18 protein-coding genes are annotated in these 19,167 nt (G+C 42.5%); 10 read left to right on the top strand and 8 right to left on the bottom strand.

Features of this window, described 5'->3' with window-relative positions:
- Nucleotides 1–11 precede the first annotated feature (11 nt).
- Nucleotides 12–3,131 carry a tetratricopeptide repeat protein gene (locus tag AC1RM2_RS07915; protein WP_492984466.1) on the bottom strand — a complete coding sequence of 1,040 codons (3,120 nt, stop codon included), beginning with the start codon at nt 3,129–3,131 and terminating at the stop codon, nt 12–14.
- Between the two features lie 392 nt (nt 3,132–3,523).
- On the opposite strand from AC1RM2_RS07915, the gene AC1RM2_RS07910 reads away from it, so the two are divergent.
- From AC1RM2_RS07910 to AC1RM2_RS07900, 3 genes are all read left to right on the top strand, one after another.
- Nucleotides 3,524–4,498, top strand: coding sequence for a hypothetical protein (locus AC1RM2_RS07910; protein ID WP_492984465.1), 975 nt, complete (start codon nt 3,524–3,526; stop codon nt 4,496–4,498).
- A gap of 187 nt (nt 4,499–4,685) precedes the next feature.
- Nucleotides 4,686–5,192 carry a GbsR/MarR family transcriptional regulator gene (locus AC1RM2_RS07905; protein ID WP_147052884.1) on the top strand — a complete coding sequence of 169 codons (507 nt, stop codon included), beginning with the start codon at nt 4,686–4,688 and terminating at the stop codon, nt 5,190–5,192.
- A gap of 73 nt (nt 5,193–5,265) precedes the next feature.
- A complete protein-coding gene (locus AC1RM2_RS07900) occupies nt 5,266–5,640 on the top strand; it encodes a hypothetical protein (RefSeq protein ID WP_477388626.1) in 375 nt (124 codons plus the stop codon).
- A gap of 80 nt (nt 5,641–5,720) precedes the next feature.
- On the opposite strand, the gene AC1RM2_RS07895 is transcribed toward AC1RM2_RS07900, so the two are convergent.
- Entirely contained in the window at nt 5,721–6,092 is a 372-nt protein-coding gene (locus tag AC1RM2_RS07895) for a response regulator (protein WP_492984463.1), read from the bottom strand.
- A 967-nt stretch (nt 6,093–7,059) separates the two neighbouring features.
- Nucleotides 7,060–7,419 (bottom strand): response regulator transcription factor, encoded by a 360-nt coding sequence (locus tag AC1RM2_RS07890; protein WP_492984461.1) that lies wholly within the window; start codon nt 7,417–7,419, stop codon nt 7,060–7,062.
- A 365-nt stretch (nt 7,420–7,784) separates the two neighbouring features.
- On the opposite strand from AC1RM2_RS07890, the gene AC1RM2_RS07885 reads away from it, so the two are divergent.
- The 5 genes from AC1RM2_RS07885 (at nt 7,785) to AC1RM2_RS07865 (ending at nt 13,394) form a co-directional block, all read left to right on the top strand.
- Entirely contained in the window at nt 7,785–9,101 is a 1,317-nt protein-coding gene (locus tag AC1RM2_RS07885) for a GntT/GntP/DsdX family permease (protein WP_492984460.1), read from the top strand.
- A gap of 9 nt (nt 9,102–9,110) precedes the next feature.
- Nucleotides 9,111–9,920 carry an alpha/beta fold hydrolase gene (locus AC1RM2_RS07880; RefSeq protein ID WP_492984458.1) on the top strand — a complete coding sequence of 270 codons (810 nt, stop codon included), beginning with the start codon at nt 9,111–9,113 and terminating at the stop codon, nt 9,918–9,920.
- A 329-nt stretch (nt 9,921–10,249) separates the two neighbouring features.
- Entirely contained in the window at nt 10,250–10,603 is a 354-nt protein-coding gene (locus AC1RM2_RS07875; RefSeq protein WP_492984457.1) for a YMGG-like glycine zipper-containing protein, read from the top strand.
- Between the two features lie 242 nt (nt 10,604–10,845).
- A complete protein-coding gene (locus AC1RM2_RS07870) occupies nt 10,846–12,033 on the top strand; it encodes a BamA/TamA family outer membrane protein (RefSeq protein ID WP_492984456.1) in 1,188 nt (395 codons plus the stop codon).
- Nucleotides 12,034–12,167: 134 nt separating this feature from the next.
- Nucleotides 12,168–13,394 carry a multidrug effflux MFS transporter gene (locus AC1RM2_RS07865; RefSeq protein ID WP_492984455.1) on the top strand — a complete coding sequence of 409 codons (1,227 nt, stop codon included), beginning with the start codon at nt 12,168–12,170 and terminating at the stop codon, nt 13,392–13,394.
- A 470-nt stretch (nt 13,395–13,864) separates the two neighbouring features.
- Here AC1RM2_RS07865 and AC1RM2_RS07860 read toward each other — a convergent pair whose 3' ends face one another.
- From AC1RM2_RS07860 to AC1RM2_RS07840, 5 genes are all read right to left on the bottom strand, one after another.
- Entirely contained in the window at nt 13,865–14,548 is a 684-nt protein-coding gene (locus AC1RM2_RS07860; protein ID WP_492984453.1) for a ClpP family protease, read from the bottom strand.
- Between the two features lie 114 nt (nt 14,549–14,662).
- Nucleotides 14,663–14,935, bottom strand: coding sequence for a hypothetical protein (locus tag AC1RM2_RS07855; protein ID WP_492984452.1), 273 nt, complete (start codon nt 14,933–14,935; stop codon nt 14,663–14,665).
- Entirely contained in the window at nt 14,916–15,461 is a 546-nt protein-coding gene (locus AC1RM2_RS07850; protein WP_492984451.1) for an RNA polymerase sigma factor, read from the bottom strand. The genes AC1RM2_RS07855 and AC1RM2_RS07850 overlap by 20 nt, the downstream gene beginning before the upstream one ends.
- A gap of 383 nt (nt 15,462–15,844) precedes the next feature.
- Nucleotides 15,845–16,252 (bottom strand): lipocalin family protein, encoded by a 408-nt coding sequence (locus AC1RM2_RS07845; protein ID WP_492984450.1) that lies wholly within the window; start codon nt 16,250–16,252, stop codon nt 15,845–15,847.
- A gap of 56 nt (nt 16,253–16,308) precedes the next feature.
- The gene (locus AC1RM2_RS07840; RefSeq protein WP_492984449.1) at nt 16,309–16,467 is read right to left on the bottom strand and encodes a hypothetical protein; all 159 of its coding nucleotides are present in this window, start codon (nt 16,465–16,467) and stop codon (nt 16,309–16,311) included.
- 123 nt (nt 16,468–16,590) lie between these two features.
- Here AC1RM2_RS07840 and AC1RM2_RS07835 point away from each other — a divergent pair, with 123 nt between their 5' ends.
- Nucleotides 16,591–16,836: a prevent-host-death protein gene (locus AC1RM2_RS07835; RefSeq protein ID WP_492984448.1), complete on the top strand. Its 246-nt coding sequence runs from the start codon at nt 16,591–16,593 to the stop codon at nt 16,834–16,836.
- A 216-nt stretch (nt 16,837–17,052) separates the two neighbouring features.
- Nucleotides 17,053–18,951 carry an SPFH domain-containing protein gene (locus tag AC1RM2_RS07830; protein ID WP_492984447.1) on the top strand — a complete coding sequence of 633 codons (1,899 nt, stop codon included), beginning with the start codon at nt 17,053–17,055 and terminating at the stop codon, nt 18,949–18,951.
- Nucleotides 18,952–19,167 lie beyond the last annotated feature (216 nt).

Below are 19,167 nucleotides of genomic sequence, written 5' to 3'. Positions count from 1 at the left end.
TCGTTATCCTGTTAATTTTGGGCTGGAGTTTTGGTGGTATCTGCAGGAGCCGCTTTATTGTCGCCGGTATCGGGCACTACAGGCGCAGCTATTTTGCTCGATTTGCCGCCGTTTAACACATCCAGTTTTTGTTTGGCCGTTGGCAGTATATCGTCATCGGCTTTATAATTATCAATAATACTTTGCAGGGTTGCTTTAGCCTGAAAATTGTCTTTCAGGGCCCTGTAATTGTCGGCTAATAAAATATACGTTTTGGCTACCCAGTAATCGTAGTTTGGCATTTCCTTAGCCAGGTCAAAACACATTTTTTGCGATGTTTTGTACCTGCCTTTTAAATACTCAACCAGTGCCACATTGTATTTTGCTTCAGCTGCGGCAACTGTTTTAGTATTGGTTATGGTGTAGTTTAATTCCTTAATTGCGGTGGTTGTATCGCCCCTTTGCAAATAAGCCTTACCCGCATATAAACCTGTGCGGAATTTATCTTCCTGCGCGGTTTTATCGTTTTCTCTAACCAGTTTTACATAGTTAAGTGCATCATCCGGCATTTTCATTTCGGCATAGCAAAGCAACAGGTTATTGATGGCAAAGGTATAATCGGCCTTATATTCTGAATTGGTTTCCAGGCGCTTCAGGAACACCACTGCTTCATTATATTTTTGCTGGCTGATGTAGAGTTTAGCCATGGCTATTAATGATTTTTCGCTGTAAGCGCTGGTCCAGTCGTTTAGTATCAGGTTATAATCAACAACTGCTTCCTGTGTCCTGTTCAGGTTGGTTAAGCTTTGCGCCCTTATAAATCTTGCCTGTTTTTCGTAAATCTGCTTGCCCGGAAACTTATCAAAGTAAGCGTTTACGGCACCCAACGCACCTTGCCAGTCATTTTTTAAATAAAGGTTGTTGGCAGCGGTTATCATAATGCTTTCCTGATCGGCAGCGGTGTAATTACCTATCGGGGTGGTCGCCGCGTAAGTAATAAAGGTTTGGGCATCACCTTTATCGGTATAAATTTTTTCTATCTGCTTAAGGGCCTGTTTGGCCTCGTCGGTTGATGAATAATCCTGGATTACTTTTTTGAACGATTCAACGGCCACATCATCGTTGCCCGCATTGTAATCAATTAACCCGATGGTAACCAGCGCACGCGGAATATAGCTGCTGCGCGGGTATTTCTGGATCATAGCCTGCAAATCTGTTTTGGCTTTTTCGCCGTCTGTTTTCAGGAAATAGGTGTATGCTATCTCGAATGATGCGTCATCAGCGTAATCGGAGTTCGGGAATTTGTTCAGCACATCATTCAAGGTGCTTATCTTGGTATCTAATGAACCCTGCAATCCCTGGATCATCCCACGCTGAAACAAAGCATAGTCTTCGCCCTGGCTGTGCCTGGCAATAATGCGGTTGTAGTAATCAAGCGCTTTGCCGTAGCTTTTCAGTACAAAATAGCTATCGCCAATACGGGTTACCGCATCGTTTTGGGTGCTTTCGTCTTTTACATCGCCGGCTATAAACTTTTCAAAATAATTAGCAGCCTTTTTATACTGCTCGCCATAAAAGGCGGCGTAACCCACGGCGTAGTTGGCATAGTTGGCCACTTCGGTTTCCCTGGCCTCGGGCATATCCAAAAACTGCTCAAAGGTTTCAACCGACTCGGTATATTTGCGTACCTCGTACATAGCCTCGGCCATCCAATAAGTGGTAAGGGCTGCGGTTTTTGGGTCGATAGGATTTTTCAATGACCGAAGAAAAATACCTATGGCGTTTTCAAAGGCGCGTTCGTTATAAAATTCCAACCCGCGGTAATAGGTAACTTTTTGATAAGCTATCTGAGCGCTTTCTGATTTGTTGGGGATAGGCTCCAGTATATCTACCGCCTCTTTGTAATTGCGGGAATTTAACAGTTCTTCGCCCAATAAAACCTTCATCTCATCATTACGACGGGAGCGGGGGTAATTTTTAAGGTATAAACGGGTAGCTGCAAGTGCCTCGGTGTTAAAATCCAGCTCGTATGATAGCTTGGCGTACTCGTATAAGGCATCTTCCTGCAGTTGCTTATCATAAGTAAGTTTGGATGCATTAAGGAAAGCATTACGGGCACTTTGCTTATTGTTCATCTTCAGGAACACATCACCAAGGGTGTAGTTACCATTTTGGCTGTATACATCTTTTTGCTCCACCAGTTTTTCAAGTTCGCTGGCGGCCTGGGCGTAGTTACCCACCTTGTAAAAGGTGTAACCTATCTGGTAGCTATCCTGTGTGTTTTGTGTACGACCCTGATCCCGGTCCTGGAAACGGCCGTAGTACTTAACCGCATTATCAAAATCGGCTTTGGCGAAGTATGATGCGGCAATTATGCGCAGCATTTCGGTTTCGTTTTGCTGGTGGGTGCTGTTAACAATTGGCACCGCGTAGTTTATTACATCATCATAGCGTTTATCTAAAAAGTAAACTGCCGATATATAATAAGGGTAGCTGTTTTCATACTTCTTTGATTTTTTTAACCGCTCAAAGTTCACCAATGCCAGGTGGTAATCTTTATTCAGGTAAGCTATGTACGCAAAGTAATAAGTAGCATCTTCGGTAAATTCGGTTTTCTTGGTTTTTACTTCGGCAAAAAGCAGTTGTGCGTCTTTGTAGTTGCCCAGTGAAAAATAAGCATAGCCCTTACGAAATTTATACTCGGTGTTATCGTGCCCGTTAAGTTCGCCGGCTTGTACTTTATCAAACCATTCAATTGATTTTTCGTACTTTCCCTGCTTAAAATATGATTTACCTATCTGGAAATAAGCCAGCTTGGTAAGCGGGTTTTCGGGATGCTCCTTAATGAAACGCTGAAACATGCTTTCGGCATCATCATTATTAAGGTTAAGGGCGCAAAAGGCTTCGTAATATTGGCTGTTTTCTTTTACCAGCGACAGGTCTGATTCAAACTTGGGCTGAGTGGTAGTTTTAAGCCGGGTTGCTTCCAATAGTCGAAATTGCTCAGCAGCCGAAGCATATTGCCCCCGGCTCATGAGGTCGACGGCAGCATGGTAAGTTTTGTAAACCTGGGTAGATGGGTTTTGCTGTGCAAAAGCGGCTGAAGCTATAAAAACAGGGATTAGCAGGGGGATGTATCTTTTTTTGATCATAAAGCGCATACTAACGATGGTGCTAAAATAGCGAAACGAAAAGGGCTAATTAACACAAGTAGTTAACAAATGTGGAAAACACGTTTATAAAACGAAGGTAATACTAAAGATGATATGTGTGTGGAAAACTTTAAAATTGTTGACTTTTCCATAACCACCGGGTCTTGCCAAAAATAACCAATTAGTGTAACCCACTGCAATTTTTTAAATCTTTAAGCATGTTTGATAATATGTTTATTTTCATGTGTTGCCCGATTTTCATATCGGCCGGGATATATCTTTTTGCTGGTAAAAAGCTTAAGGTGTTAGTCATTTTGTTTTTTCCGTTGATTTGTAATGCACAAAAAACAAGCGGGCCAATTGTTTTAACCGAACCGAAAATTTTGTTGCCGGTGAGTGAGTTTTATATAGCTGGAGTTGTTGATGAACGCGATGACCGAAGCCCGGTAGCCGGGTTGTTACCCGCTACACAGGCAACCATAGCTACACCAAGGTTATCGTTGGATTTGCAAGGGGGTGTGCCAACGGCGATTAAGCAATATTTTGAGAAAAGCGTGCCCGCCAATAGGACATTGCGGCCCATAATTATCCGCATTAAGAAGATTAGGGTAGACGAAAAATTACAATCCGACGGCCGGGTTGAAGGTAAAGCCGCCATGATATTATCTTTTTGGCTTAAAAAAGAGGGTGAAGATATACACTTAGTTGATTACCGCGGTGGTACAGGCTATACGAGGAGTACTGGTCAGCAAATGGATATAGGTGGCTTGTTAAGTAATTCGTTACAGGCAGGCCTGGCTTATTTTAACACCTGGATAAATAAACAGGCCGATAGCAATATAAAACTGGCCAAAGGTGTAAAGCTGATTTTTAGCGACTATACCGAAAAGCCCGAAGGAGATACCATTTACTACTCGGCTAAGCGGCCTTTAAAATGGGATGATTTTCAGCAAAAGCCGCCTGCCAGTAAATATGAGGCCGAGGTTTTCCCAAGTATATCCTACGGGGAACAGGCTGAGGTTGTTAAAGGAATAGTTTGTGTACATATAAGCCTTAAACCGTATTTGCCAAAAAGCGCCTGCTGGGTAAAAAATGGTGCGCGTACCCCTTATAATTTAAATCATGAACAAAGGCATTTTGACATTGTAAAACTGGTGATGGAGCATTTTAAACAACATTTGCTAAAAGAAAAACTCACGGTTGATAATTATGATGGCCCCATTAACATGCAATACCTGGATTCATTCAGAGAGATGAATGATCTGGAAAAACAATACGATGATGAAACCAATCACGGGATGAATGAGAGTATACAGGAGGAGTGGAATAAAAGGATTGATAAGGAACTCTCTTTTAGTATCAAGTAGTAAGTATCAAGTAGTAAGATTTTGGGTGGGATATAATTGCAGCCTGTATCCAAGGTCGACCATTTGATATAGCCAGCTTGAAAACTACTTAGCTGCAAATAAAAGTCTTACTACTTGATACTTACTACTTGATACTATTTTGATTTCATTTATTTTTGAAAGTTTAAAAACTTATCTATATTTGTGCATGGAATTGGCAGAAGGAAAACTGAAGTTTATTGAGGCCTGGGGCAAGCTGGGATCAGAGTGGGGGATAAACCGCACGATGGCGCAGGTGCATGCTTTACTTATGGTATCGCCAGAGGCTTTAACTACCGAAGAGGTGATGGCTGAATTGAGCATATCGCGTGGCAATGCCAATATGACCCTGCGCGATTTGATTGATTGGGGTTTGGTTGAAAAGCAACATAAAACAGGCGAGCGGAAAGAGTTTTTTTATGCCGAGAAGGATACCTGGGTAATTGCCCGCCGTGTAGCCGAAGAGCGTAAAAAACGCGAGCTTGACCCGGTACTGAAGATTCTTGCCCAGTTAACCGAAGTTAAAGGTGATGAAAATGACCCTGCTTATAAAACTTTTAAGACATCGGTAAATGACATTAATAAGCTGGCAAAAAACGTAAACACAACGTTAGACACCATGCTTAAAGCGGAAGAAAACTGGTTTTTTGGGTCGATATTTAAAATGTTCAAGTAACATTTTTTTTGAATTTTAATTTCAATATTTTTTGAAAATTCTATAATAATTATATTAAACAAATCGTAAAATCATGAACTACTTTATTTTAACTTACCTTGTTTACCTGCTGGTAAGCATCGCATTAACTGTTTGGGTTGCCAAGGTATTATTCAAAAACGGCCGTATTTTTTTGGTAGATATTTTTCATGGCAATAATGAATTGGCCGACTCTGTAAATAAACTACTTGTTGTGGGCTTTTATCTTATTAACATAGGTTACATGAGCTTGGCCTTAAAGGAAACGGGGACCATAGCCAGTATACAAGTTGTGGTAGAAGTATTGAGTTATAAGTTGGGGTGGATAATTCTGATTTTAGGCGGTATGCACTTTTTAAACCTGGTTGTGTTTTTTAAACTACGAAACCGGGCTAAAAGGGATAAGGCATTTAATGTAAATATTGAATAATCGTTATCGATTAGGTACTTAAAACGTAGTGTTGAAAAGACCGGATAGCAGGTACCTCGCGGTTACCTGCTATTTTGCCGTTAAGCTGCCTGGTTAAGTTGTGCCCTTACGCTGCGCAATAAAACGTCGATATCAAATGGTTTGGCTATAAAATCGTCAGGACCGTCATTATTCTGAAACGAGCGATCAGAAATATTGTGGCTTGCCGAGATCATGATAACCGGGATGTCATGGGTCTCTTTCATGGCTTTGATATGTTTACACAACTCTCGCCCGTCTAAACCGCCGAGCATAATGTCAAGTAAAATCAGGTCGGGATGATGCTTTCTGATCCTATCAAAAATGTAATGCCCATCTGATAGTGTTTCAACCTCATAGCCCGATTCTTCAAGAATGTATTGTAAAACCTCCAATATGTCCTTGTCATCATCAACCGCTAATATCCGTCTCATGGTATTGTATTTTAGTATCTTCAAAAAAATGCTATTAATCATTAATTAATAACTTTACATTGTTGATAAGCAAATGTTATACCAAATTGCTTTGATAAGTACTTTTAAATCAGTATAATGTTCTGTTTATACTTAATTTAAAGTAAAGTAAACAAAAAACCTCCTATCCGGAGGAAACATCAAATTAGGTAATGTTATGAAAAAAGGAGTGTTTGTACTAAGCTTGGCTACTACCTTGCAAAAATGTAGCTTGCTTTTTTACACTTGGCGCAGAAATATTTTTTTATGGGTAAAAAAAACAAAATCCTTTTGGTAAACCAGCCGCGACGCATTTTAAAGTGGAATGGAGTTCCACATTTTGAGCAATAATATACTTTTTTGGGGTTTTCGCTAATGTTTTGATCTTCTGTCATACGATACGGGGGGAGCAAGTTACAATATAGCCTATACAAAACATCAAGCTATATATAAATACTACCAGTAAGTCAGTATAGGTATTCTTTCGGTTTATTTATTAATTAATAATTAATAAAATACATATCGTTTGCGTTGGCAACGATAGCAAATGTACCTTTTGATAGGAAGGAAAAATAAAAGATGCTTGGCAAAGAAGCCTCGCGGAACCCTGTCTTCGAGATCTGCTTTACATCTTGGACATATCGGCCTTTTCTTTTCCAAAGGCCTGATATCTTGCTGCTGATTAATTTGCACAACCATAATACAATTAAGGGGTTATTGTATTTAATTATTATTTAATTTTTACTATCACAAATATAAGGTTATTGTCAATATCTTAACCATTAAGGTTGTTTATTGTTGTATCGTTATTTTTATGGTGCAAAAATTGAATTTTTTGAAAAATACAATGCCTTTTAGAAGCTCTTTTTTTAATTGTTGCTAATTTTTATTGAAAGCAACACTAACAAGGAGAGAGATTTTAGTTAAATGTGGGCAGAATAGTGGGCAATTACTTGATCAAGTTATTAACTTTCTCGACAAGTTCAATAAGGTCAAAAGGTTTATTGATAATGCCATCACAACCATAATTTAAAAGATGGTCGTCGTTACTTAAATAGGCAGAAAATATAATAACGGGAATATCGCCAAATTTGGGGTGAACTTTGATGCTTTTGCAAATTTCGCCACCGTTTGTGCCTGCAACGCGGTAATCCAATATAACCAGGTCTGGGGCAAATTCTTCTATCAGCGGTAACACCTCCTGGCTGTTTGATGTGCTGCGTACTTCAAATTGCTCGTAGGTGAGCGTTTCATGAACTATTTCTAAAATGTCCTGATTATCATCCAATACTAAAATACGCTTTGACATAATGAAAATTAAAATTGAAGGGCCGAAATGTATTCAAGTATCTCTTGCTAACTATATTGAACAATTATGGGATAGTAGGGGCTATTATTTATCGTAACGTCAGCATACAAAACTAAACATTTTTTGCAGAATGGCATGAACAAAAGCACCTCAATTTAGTAATATTTTTGTTCTAATTAACATTTTTAAAATAAAAGAACTTGCTTGTGTTTTTTTGGAGTAACAAATAATTAATGCATAGCCGGGCTGGTAAATTTAGTAATTCATATCAAATGCTTTTGACTGCAAAAGCTTAAAATCAAATATTGTTGTTACTTTAGTCGGGCAAGGTTTGGCTTAAGCCCAACTATTAACAGCTTGATATAATGGTATTAGCAATTATTCTTATTTGTATTATCCTGCTTATTTTATTGGTAAGCTGGGGTAAGGTAAACCCCTTTGTAGCTTTTCTTATTGTTGCCATAGCTGCGGGATTGCTGTTGGGCATCCCGATAAATAAATTGATGGCCTCGATACAAAAAGGCATGGGCGATATCATGGGCAAATTACTTATCATTATTTGCCTGGGCGCTATGCTGGGCAAACTTGTGGCGGTAAGCGGGGCTGCCCAAAAAATAGCCGAGGTACTGGTTAAAGCAGTTGGTGAAAAACATATACAATGGGCACTGGTTACTGCCGGTTTTATCATTGGAATTCCGCTTTTTTACGGAATTGGATTTGTATTGATGGTTCCGCTCATATTCTCGGTAGTGTATAAATATAAGTTGCCGGCTGTTTATATTGGCTTACCTATGCTGGCATCACTATCTGTTACCCATGGTTTTTTGCCTCCCCATCCATCGCCATCGGCATTGGTAGCTATGTTTCATGCTAATATGGCCACAACCTTTATTTATGGTTTGATGATAGCCATACCAGCCATCATCATTGCCGGCCCTTTATTTGCCCGGTTTTTGAAAAAAATACCTTCCGAACCATTAGCTACTTTCCGGGCCGATGAACTGCCGCCCGAAAAGTTACCCGGAGCCTTAAATAGTTTTTTTACCGCGTTATTGCCGGTAATACTACTAATGCTATCGGCTTTGTTTCCTTACCTGGGTGTCAAAAACGCGTTTGCAGTAAAGTTGATAGCCTTCCTTGGCGATCCATCTATCGTAATGCTGATTGCCCTTGTTGTGGCTACTTTTACATTGGGTATTAAACAAGGGAAAAAGATGAGCGCCCTGGCAGGTAATTATACCGATGCTGTTAAGGATATAGCGCTCATCCTGCTTATTATTGCCGGCTCGGGAGCCCTAAGCGAAGTTTTGACCACCAGTGGCGCGAGTGACCAGATAGCCGACCAGTTAAAAACGCTAAACATGCCGCCTTTGCTTTTAGGCTGGGTAATAGCGGCCATCATCCGGGTTAGTTTAGGGTCGGCAACGGTGGCCGGGCTTACTGCGGCGGGTATATTGGTAAAGTTGGTAACCAAAAGCCATGTTGATGCAAATTTAATGGTGCTTTCTATAGGTGCCGGTAGCCTGGCCTTCTCGCATGTTAACGATTCGGGTTTTTGGTTGTTTAAAGAGTATTTTAACATCAGTATAAAAGATACCATCAGGTCATGGTCGCTAATGGAAACTTTGGTTTCGTTAACCGGGTTGGCAGGTGTATTAATTATTAATCAGTTTGTAAAGTAGTTATCCGCAATGAAACGAATTATAAAACCAACAACGGTATTGTTAATAATGCTGATGGCACGCCTTATAAGTTTTGCGCAGGAAACAGCAGGCAACTTTTATACTGCTGCCGATGGAACAAAAATTTATTACGAGGTTAAAGGTGATGGCTTCCCGGTGGTGCTCATCCACGGGTTTTCGGGCACGGGTCAGGGTTGGAAGACTGGTCACCTTTATCCTGATTTGCTTGCTGCCGGTTATAAGGTGATTATACTTGACCAGCGGGGCAACGGGCGATCAGGCAAACCACATACTGATGCCGGTTACGCTAACGATGCTGAGGCTAAAGATATTATTGGTTTGGTGAGCAGCCTGGGCATCAAAAAATATAATGTGGTAGGCTATTCGCGCGGGTCTATCATCGCATCGCGCCTGCTGGTGTTGGATAAGCGGGTGCAAAAACTGGTTATGGGCGGTATGGGCGATGCCTACACCAATCCCGAATGGCCAAGACGCGTACACGCGTATAAAGCCTTAATGGGCGATACCAGTTTTCATGATGTAGATGGCATGATAAAGTACATTCATAGTAACCCTGCTTTTGATGTCCCGGCATTGGCGTTGCAACAAAAATACCAGCCCTCAACAAGTCCGCAGGAACTGGCTAAAGTAAAAATACCGGTACTGCTTATAAACGGCACCGAAGATCATGACGGCGGATCGGAAACAGAATTGCATAAAATGATCCCTACATCCCAACTAAGTTATGTACCCGGCGATCATAACGCTGCCTCAAAAACGGTACAGTTTTCTGCCAGTGTAATGGGATTTTTTAAATGAGTAGTGAGTAGGCTGTATGTTAAATATTGCATTTAAAAAATCCTGGTAATCTTGTTATAATCACTAAATCGTGTTTAAAATCCTGTGAATTCTTTAATTCTGAAAATTCTGATTCAGACAACTTCTCGCGATAGGGATAAAAGCGGATACCGGCCTCGCGCTTAATGCCTGTGCAGTATGAGCGGATAGCCCAGCCCGCAGGGATACGCCCAAACCAACATTAAGCTTAAAAACTTACTGCAAACTGCCTGCTGCTTACTGCAAACTGAATACTTGGCCTGCTATTTGTATAGATGATAATTATTAACACTTATCAGATACATTATACCATGAAAAAGCTAATCATATTTGCCTGCCTGTTTTTCGCGATGTTGTTAACATTTGCGCAAAACACCCAGGCTCAAACTACAAAGAAAAAGGGAATAAGCGACCAGGGTAAGGGCGCTATAATAGGTGGTGCCGGTGGCGCCGTTGCTGGCGGCCTGATAGGCCATAATGTTGGCGGAGCTTTAATTGGCGGTGCCATAGGCGCAGGCGGTGGCTACGTTGTTGGTAATGAGGTGCGCCGGGCAAGGGAGAAAAAAGAGCGTGCCCGTCGTATTGCGTGGCGCAGGGCTCACCCAAGGCATCACGCACACCCATACAGCAAAACAACTACTGTAACTACTGTTAAGTACCAGTAAAGGTTAAAAAAAGTTAAATTTATTTAAAAGCCCCGGTTTTACTACAACCGCGGGCTTTTTTTATTATCTTAAGTGAGTGCTATTATCAGCAAAGTGTAAAATAAAATTTGCTTGATAAATGCGTTAAAGGCGGGTTATTCGTTAAAAGTTTGGGTTTACGGGCAATAATCCCAAACAGCATGTGTACATATTACGTTAAATAAATAATGGGTAAAACGTTTATAGCATTATTGTTTTGTTTAATGCCTTTTGCTATAATGGCACAAACCAGCAGGCCTAATGCCGATACTGCAAAAAGACCAACAGATACTATTCCGCAGCGGGACTTGATAGATGTTTTCCGGTCGGTATTTAATGTTAAGCCAAGGAAGGTGTCAACTACCGAGAAAAAGAAATTTTATTTCTCCTTTTTACCTATCTCAACGTCTGACGGGCGAAGCGGGGGCAGAGCACTATTTACCTCAACTACAGCAGGCTTTTACCTGGGCGATCAAAAGACTACCAATCTTTCTACCGTTGTATTTACCCCTTATTTTAACCTTAAAGGGCGGTACGGCTTGCCGATTCGTTCAAGTGTTTGGCTTAAAGATAATCAGTGGAACGTTATAGGCGATATTCGTTTACTGGTTTACCCGCAATATACCTGGGGCCTTGGGGGGAATATGAACAACCACGACAAATTTTTGGTTGATTATAATTACATACGCCTTTACCAAACAGTGCTAAAAAGAATAAAACCTTATTTTTATGCGGGTGTGGGGTATAATCTTGATTACTATGCCGATATAGATAGCCAGGGCCAACAAACCCTGCGCGATTTTACGAAGTACAAATACGGTACAGCAACTGGCCAGGATGCATTTTCATCGGGAGCCACCCTGAACTTGTTATATGATACACGCAGAAACTCAATTGACCCTTTGCCCGGGGTTTATGCCAACGTGTCGTACCGGTTTAATACTAAAGTGCTGGGAAGCCATACCAACTGGCAATCGTTATACATCGATTTGCGGAAGTATGTTTCACTAACCAATTCGGGCCCTAAAAATGTGCTGGCGTTCTGGACGTATTACTGGACATCGCTTACACCGGGTACCCCTTATTTAAACCTGCCCAGTTTAGGCTGGGAGCCATACCAGCGATCGGGGAGAGGTTTTCAGCAAAACCGCTACCGCGGTCAGCGACTGGCTTATTTTGAAACCGAGTATCGCCGGGATATTACCGGCAACGGCTTGCTGGGCTTTGTTTTATTTGCCAACGTGAACTCGGTAACCGAACCAGATACCTATAAATTTACTTATTGGCACCCGGCAGGCGGCACTGGCCTTAGGTTTAAGTTCAATAAAAAATCGGGTACAAATATTAGCCTTGATTATGGGGTAAGCCGCAATTTTTCGTCAATAAACCTTAATTTAGGCGAAACGTTTTAGCAGTTGATGGTTCATGGTTAATAGTTCATAGATCATGGCCGCTTCAAAAAAAATACCAGGTAAAAACCAACGTTTTAATTAAATCATGGCAAATGCAGCTGCCATGAACGATGACCTATGAACAAACAAAACGCATGACTAAAAAAAGATACTTTTTCCTTATCCTCATATTAGGTTCGCTTACAGCGCTGGCTCCTTTTTCTATCGATATGTATTTGCCGGCTTTTGATACCATTGCCGCCTATTTACATACCAGCCCTGAGCAGATGACACTGACTATGTCGAGCTTTTTTATCGGCATATCCGCTGGCCAGCTGTTATATGGGCCTTTACTGGACCGGTTTGGACGTAAACGCCCCCTTTATTTCGGGCTCGTTTTGTACATCGTTGCTTCGGTAGGGTGTTTTTTTTCGACATCACTACCAATGCTTGTGGGGATGCGTTTTTTTGAGGCCATTGGAGGCTGTGCTGCAACCGTAGCAGCAATGACCATGGTGCGCGACCTATTCCCGGTAAAAGATAATGCCAAGGTATTTGCCCTGCTCATACTGGTGTTGGGCGCCTCGCCCATGCTTGCCCCAACCGCGGGCACCGCTATAGTTAACCATTTTGAATGGCAGGCTATATTTTTGGTACTTACAGTGATAGCTGTACTGATATTTATTGCCGTGTTTTTCTTTCTGCCCGAGAGTTACAAGCCCGATCCTACTTATTCGCTTAAGCCTGTACCCATCATCACTAACTTCTTGGCGGTTATAAAAGAACCTCAATTTTTTACTTATGCGGTAAGCGGCGCTTTTATATTTGCCGGTTTGTTTACCTACGTGGCATCATCATCGCTTGTTTTTATCGGCATTTTTAAGATAAGCAAAGGTGCATTTGGATGGGTTTTCGGCGGACTATCAATTGGCTTTATTGGAGCAAGCCAGGTGAACAGCCTATTGGTTAGGTATTATAAAAGCGAGCGAATTATAAATGTTACAGTGGTTTGCCTGGTTATAATTTCGGCGGTATTTTTAACCGGATCGTTAAATGGCTGGTTTGGTATGGCCGGTACAATAGTTATGATATTTGGTGTTTTGTGCTGTGTGGGCATTTCAAGCCCCAATGCGTCCGCCTTGTCGTTAGCACCATTTACCAAAAACGCAGGCTCGGCATCGGCATTAATGGGCGCACTGCAAATGGCGATAGGGGCGCTTGCATCATACGGCATCACGCTTATCCAAAACCAGGGCACGCTACCTATGGCAGGTGTAATGGCAGCATCCTCGGTTGTGGCTTTTGCGGTGTTATTTATAGGGAAGCGATTTATTAAGAATAAGGTGGAAGCGGTGGCCGGGGCGGCGATGGCAGCGCATTAATGTTTTTTTGAAAGAAAATAATATTGATAAATGATGTTGAACAAGTTTCCATGATGTGATAAATTATCAGGGTAACGGGCCTGTCAGTCTGAACCTGTCGAAGACCCGCGCGGAGAGGCCTTTGCCCGCTATGGTTCGACAGGCTCATCACCATGACATGTTTAGTTTTATATGAACATTGGAATTGAACGCTGGCTACGACTCACCCCGGCTACGCTACGCTGGCCGACCCTCTCTCCGGCTGAAGCCGCAAAGAGGGTTGAGGAAATGAAAAAAATATTCTTCGCCCCTCTATGCGACGCAGTCGGAGAGAGGGGCGAAGGGCGTAGCCTCGTCGGGGTGAGTCGACTCGCCGACATGCGATAGGCATCATCCCCCTCAAAGTCCCCGGATTTTACAACTCAACATTGCCACCGATCTAAAACCAATGCTCCATCTGCACATCTGAAATCTAAAATCAGCACATCCACCTATACCAGCACCTCATCAATTATCCCAAATTCTTTGGCTTCGGCGGCTATCATCCAATAATCCCTGTCAGATACCTGGTAAACTTTTTCGTAAGGCTGGCCGCTGTGCTTAGCAACTATTTCATACAATTCCTGCTTCATCAGTAATATTTGTTGCGCTGCTATCTGGATATCTGATGCCATGCCCTGCGCGCCACCAGAAGGTTGATGCAGCATTACACGTGAATGCTTTAAAGCAGCCCTTTTGCCAGCCGCGCCGCCGCATAATAATATCGCGCCCATGGATAAGGCTATGCCCGTACAAATAGTAGCTACATCGGGGCTGATGAAGTGCATGGTATCGTAAATGCCCAGGCCGGCGTATACCGAGCCACCAGGCGAGTTAATGTACATCTGGATATCTTTTTTAGCATCAGTTGATTGCAGGAAGAGCAGTTGTGCCTGGATGATGTTGGCCACGTTATCATCAACGGCCTGGCCCATAAAAATGATGCGGTCCATCATCAGGCGCGAGAATACGTCCATCTGGGCTACGCGCATTTCACGCTCTTCGGTAATATAGGGCGTCATGGCCGTTGGTAAGCCGCTTTTTTCGACTCCTGAGATGTAGCTGTCTACCAGCGAACCGCCAATAGCATGGTGCATGACCGCATATTTGCGGAATTCCTGTTTATCAATATTCATGGTTTGAAGTAGTAAGTAGTAAGTAGTAAGTTTGAGTTTTAAGTCGGAGCTACTAAGTCATAAGTCTTGTTTTTGTCTATTAAGACTCTGGGCTTGAGACTTAGAACTTTCGACTTAAGACTTGAAAAATAACCGGGTTATTTTCTGTTTGAAACTCAGATGTTCGGGCTGGCTGAATAGTTGCTCATGAGCCGCTTCTATCTCTTGCTTTAATTGTTTGCGGCCATACTGCTGTAACAGGCTATATACCTGTTTTTGGGCAGATACATCAACCTGCAGGCTATCATCCAGCAATAGCCTGGCTTCAAACAGTAAAGCATCTGTGGGCTTTTGGCTGCCAAGCAGGTGTGCTTCTATCCGGGCTATGTTATTTAAGGAAGTCCTCATAGGTTAATGCTTTTTGTTTAACGGTTTCCCTTACTTTTTCTATGCATTTATATTTCTGCACGGTTGCCGATCGTACACCCGAGAAGCCAAATGTTTCGGCAACCTGGGCCATGGGCAGTTTATCGTAATAAAACGAGCGGAGCAGTTCCATACAGCGCTTGCCGGCAGATTCCAAAAAGCGGAGCAGTTTGTTATCATCGGGTAAACTGATGCTTTCCTCCGCAGTGTTGACGATAAGAGCTTCATTTAACCGCGAGGTTTGGCCGCCTTCTTTATAACGTTTTATCCAAAGATACCGGGCCGTACCGTAAATATAAGCTCCGTCGCTATTGTTAACGGATAACCCGGCCTGTGCTGTTTTTTCGTAATAGCTCAACAGGGCATCCTGGAAAACATCTTTAGCCTCATCGAATGAGCCCCCGCAGCGGGCCACGTACTTTGCCACAGCCGGGAATACCTGTTTATATAGCCCTATAAAAAGCTCCTGCCTTTGGGCCGCCTGCTCCTGTAATTTAACTGTATCCATTGTTTACTGTTTATTACTATGTGCAAGTTAGGGAAGATATATCACCTTTTTGAAAGAAAAGATTTTTGTAGCAAGGACTTTTGGGATGAAGATTAATGTTATGTCGGGCGCAGCACGGCAATCGCGAAACTATGTATGTCCGCTTGTATAGTTCGCGATTGCTTCGTATCTTATAATGATGTGTTTGTAAGTCTGATTATCAATATAGCATATGCGTCATTGCGAGGCACGAAGCAATCCCGAACTATGTGGGACTTAGCATGTCGGGGATTGCTTCGTGCCTCGCAATGACGGTAGTTTAGAACATTCGTTTAACTATATTGTTGCACGTAATAACTTTTTCTTCAGGTTTTACCTGATAGACACTCGACATATCCTGGACCTCAGAATTTACTTGCCCTTAACGCCGTTACCTTTGATCCATCAACACCTATAGTTTCAAAAATTATCTTGTTTTCCGTTAGTTCCGATACGGTGAAAACGTAGCTGCGAGTTTTACCATCTTCTAATTTTTCAGTCATGTTCATGTTGCCGCCATTAAGGGTAAAGGTGCCATGCGCTAAAAACTTACCACCCCACACAATCAAAAACTTCATTTCGGGCGTAAACTGGATGTATGGCACCACTTCATCCAATTCGGCTTTTTTCATAGTATCCGGAGGGCTGGCATTAGGGTGCTCTACTTTTACATATTTCCATTTACCGGTAAGGGTAGTAACCGAAACCGAGGGCTTGCACGCGGTGATGAACAGCAATACAACAGCAAACAATAAAAAGCTATGTTTAATCATGATGGGGGATAATTGTTTGCCTAAGCTATAAAATTGCTGCCGAAATAAACAGAAAATTATTTGCCTTTTGTTTGTTTTTTCATTCGTTCTTCGGCTTTTTTTACTTCGTCCTTTTCGCTCATGGGGAAGTCGGTTTTGAGTTCTTCGCCTGCAGGTTTAGCAGCGCTGGCTACAGCCTTTTTGCTTCCGGTTTTGTTCGATGATAATGTTGCCATGATAGTGGGGTTTTAGTAACGTTGCTATCTTAACCCATGGAGATTGTGATTTGTTTACAATTATTTAAAGTGTCACGGGGATATTCGCTTGATAACTTGCAAAGTAACACGTATTATTATAACATGAAACCTGGCATAGCAACAATTACTGCAGAAGAATTTAAAACGCATTTTGAAGAGATATTGGAGAAAGTGAAAGGAGGTTTGGGTTTTGCAATTGCCCATGGAAAGAAAAAAGAACTTATTGGATATTTCCTTCCACCATCGCAATTTATCAAGCCCAAACGCAAACTGGGCTTATTAGAAGGTATTGCCACAGTTAACTTCAACGCGGATTTTAAAATGACCGGCGAGGAATTGTTTGGATAGGTAAACCCTGCCAAATCCGAAATCGAACATCCGAATTCCGAAATCAAAAAATATTTTTTAAAATTGTTGTAACAACCTATAACCGTAACTGTCTAAATGACACTAAATAGCCAAGGACTCCCTTCCAAAAGGTATGCTACTTAGTATTGTGAGGGCCCGCACCTTAAGGGTTCCGTTAAAAAAATCAAAAAAAATTAAATTCTAAATCTTAAAAAAATGGACAAATCAATTGTTATGCTTTTTTATGCTGTGCCCGTAATTTTATTATTGGTGCTGTACAAATTTGTTTTACGCGTATTCTTTGGGATGGTGATCGTCCCTGACGACCGTATTGGCCTGGTGGTTAAAAAGTTTACCCTATCGGGTAAATCAAGGCTGCCCGATGGCCGTATCATTGCCACTAATGGCGAGGCCGGTATGCAGGCCAAAGCGCTTGCGCCGGGCTTGTACTGGGGCATGTGGCCCTGGCAGTATGGTATTACCATGGAGCCCTTTACCATTATTGAGCAAAACAAACTCGGGCTGGTAAAAGCAAAGGACGGTGCATCCTTTGATACAGGCCGTGTGCTGGGTAAACCGGTAAACTGCGATAAATTTCAGGATGCTATTGCGTTTCTTGATAACAACGGTCAAAAGGGCCCGCAGGCGGCTTTCCTTACGCCGGGTAGCTACCGTATCAATACTTTCTTGTTCGAGATTGTAACGGTGCCTATTACCCAGATACAGGAAAACAAAGTAGGTATTATTACCACGCTGGATGGTGAGCCGCTGGCAAAAGGCGAAATTGCCGGTTACTCGGTAGATGGGCATAAAAACTACCAGGATCCTATAGCGTTCATTAACGCAGGCGGCCGCAAGGGCTTGCAGGAAGATGTTATCCTGGCCGGTACTTACTACCTTAACCCTTGGTTTGTAATAGTAGAGCAGGTAGATATGATATATATACCCATTGGTTATGTAGGCGTTGTTAACTCCTTTGTTGGCCCCGAAGGTAAGGATACCAGCGGTGATGCCTTTAAACATGGCAACATTGTAAAACGCAACGAAAAAGGTGTTTGGGACGAGCCGCTTGACCCTGGTAAGCACCCGGTGAACATTTATACCCACGCGGTTGAAATTGTGCCTACCACCAATATCGTACTTAACTGGGCCGACAGCCGTACCGAAGCGCATGAGTTGGATAAAAACCTGTGTACAATTACGGTAAGGTCATCAGATGGTTTTACATTCAACCTGGATGTGTCACAAATTATACACGTTCCGCGTAACGAAGCGCCAAAAGTGATAGCCCGTTTTGGTAAAATGAAAAACCTTGTATCGCAGGTATTGGAGCCTACCATCGCCAACTATTTCCGTAACTCGGCCCAACGAAGTGATGTTATCGGCTTTTTGGCCAACCGTATTGAAAGGCAAAACGATGCTAAGGAGCACATCAGCACTGTACTGCAAAGCTACAACGTAATTGGTGTAGATACCCTGATTGGCGACATAGTGCCACCAGCCGCTTTGATGAAAACCTTAACTGACCGTAAAATAGCCGAACAGGAAAAAGTAACTTACGAGATACAACGCCACGCGCAAATTGAACGTAAGGAATTTGAAAGCGCCCGTGCCGGTGCCGATATGCAGCCAGAGGTTGTAAAATCAACCCGCCAGGTTGAGATAAATACACAGATGGCTGCGTCGAGGGTTGCCGCATCACGTGGTGAGGCCGAAGCTAAAACCATTAACGCTAAGGCCGATGCCGAAGTGAGGATCACGATTGCCAAGGCCGATGCCGAAGCCAAAACCGTAAACGCCAAAGCGGATGCAAACGCCACCGAAGTGAATGGTTTGGCCGAAGGTGCTAAAATTAAAGCCATAGGTATGGCCGAAGCCGAAGTTACCAAACAAAAAACCGAGGCCATGGGTACCGAACAATACGCCATTGTGCGTGTAGCCGAAGCCCTTGCCAGCAATGGTATTAAACTGGTGCCAGAAATAATGGTAAGCGGTAAGGAAGGCGGCGGCAACGGTATTATAGATGCCTTAATTGGCAGCGAAATGCTCAAAAAACTGCAAAAAGCCAATGAAGAAGGCGGAGCAGTGAGTGGTGGAATAGTGAGTGGTGAGTAGTGAATGGTGAAAGCTGGTAAAAGACGAGGGCTGTGCGATTCCTTCCTTGGGGAAGGTAGGGGTTAGATCAGGAGAAAAGCAGTGTATTTGCAAATCAAACGGATAAACCTCTGCCTGCCTTGCGTATATCTCCCACATACTCCATGGGAGCGAATTTCAAAATCACCTATTATTAAACACAAATGGCGCATCGAAAGGTGCGCCATTTGCGTTTAA

Source organism: Mucilaginibacter sp. GW822-FHT03E02 (assembly GCF_058801545.1).
Note: the sequence above shows the minus strand (reverse complement) of the source record. Positions and strands in the feature narration are given on the sequence as shown.

Coding starts and splice junctions, on each gene's coding strand:
- AC1RM2_RS07870 (WP_492984456.1), top strand. CDS start 10,846: ATGCCTTTTGCTATAATGGCACAAACCAGCAGGCCTAATGCCGATACT.
- AC1RM2_RS07855 (WP_492984452.1), bottom strand. CDS start 14,935: ATGAGGACTTCCTTAAATAACATAGCCCGGATAGAAGCACACCTGCTT.
- AC1RM2_RS07830 (WP_492984447.1), top strand. CDS start 17,053: ATGGACAAATCAATTGTTATGCTTTTTTATGCTGTGCCCGTAATTTTA.
- AC1RM2_RS07850 (WP_492984451.1), bottom strand. CDS start 15,461: ATGGATACAGTTAAATTACAGGAGCAGGCGGCCCAAAGGCAGGAGCTT.
- AC1RM2_RS07835 (WP_492984448.1), top strand. CDS start 16,591: ATGAAACCTGGCATAGCAACAATTACTGCAGAAGAATTTAAAACGCAT.
- AC1RM2_RS07840 (WP_492984449.1), bottom strand. CDS start 16,467: ATGGCAACATTATCATCGAACAAAACCGGAAGCAAAAAGGCTGTAGCC.
- AC1RM2_RS07905 (WP_147052884.1), top strand. CDS start 4,686: ATGGAATTGGCAGAAGGAAAACTGAAGTTTATTGAGGCCTGGGGCAAG.
- AC1RM2_RS07875 (WP_492984457.1), top strand. CDS start 10,250: ATGAAAAAGCTAATCATATTTGCCTGCCTGTTTTTCGCGATGTTGTTA.
- AC1RM2_RS07885 (WP_492984460.1), top strand. CDS start 7,785: ATGGTATTAGCAATTATTCTTATTTGTATTATCCTGCTTATTTTATTG.
- AC1RM2_RS07880 (WP_492984458.1), top strand. CDS start 9,111: ATGAAACGAATTATAAAACCAACAACGGTATTGTTAATAATGCTGATG.
- AC1RM2_RS07895 (WP_492984463.1), bottom strand. CDS start 6,092: ATGAGACGGATATTAGCGGTTGATGATGACAAGGACATATTGGAGGTT.
- AC1RM2_RS07865 (WP_492984455.1), top strand. CDS start 12,168: ATGACTAAAAAAAGATACTTTTTCCTTATCCTCATATTAGGTTCGCTT.
- AC1RM2_RS07860 (WP_492984453.1), bottom strand. CDS start 14,548: ATGAATATTGATAAACAGGAATTCCGCAAATATGCGGTCATGCACCAT.
- AC1RM2_RS07915 (WP_492984466.1), bottom strand. CDS start 3,131: ATGATCAAAAAAAGATACATCCCCCTGCTAATCCCTGTTTTTATAGCT.
- AC1RM2_RS07890 (WP_492984461.1), bottom strand. CDS start 7,419: ATGTCAAAGCGTATTTTAGTATTGGATGATAATCAGGACATTTTAGAA.
- AC1RM2_RS07845 (WP_492984450.1), bottom strand. CDS start 16,252: ATGATTAAACATAGCTTTTTATTGTTTGCTGTTGTATTGCTGTTCATC.
- AC1RM2_RS07900 (WP_477388626.1), top strand. CDS start 5,266: ATGAACTACTTTATTTTAACTTACCTTGTTTACCTGCTGGTAAGCATC.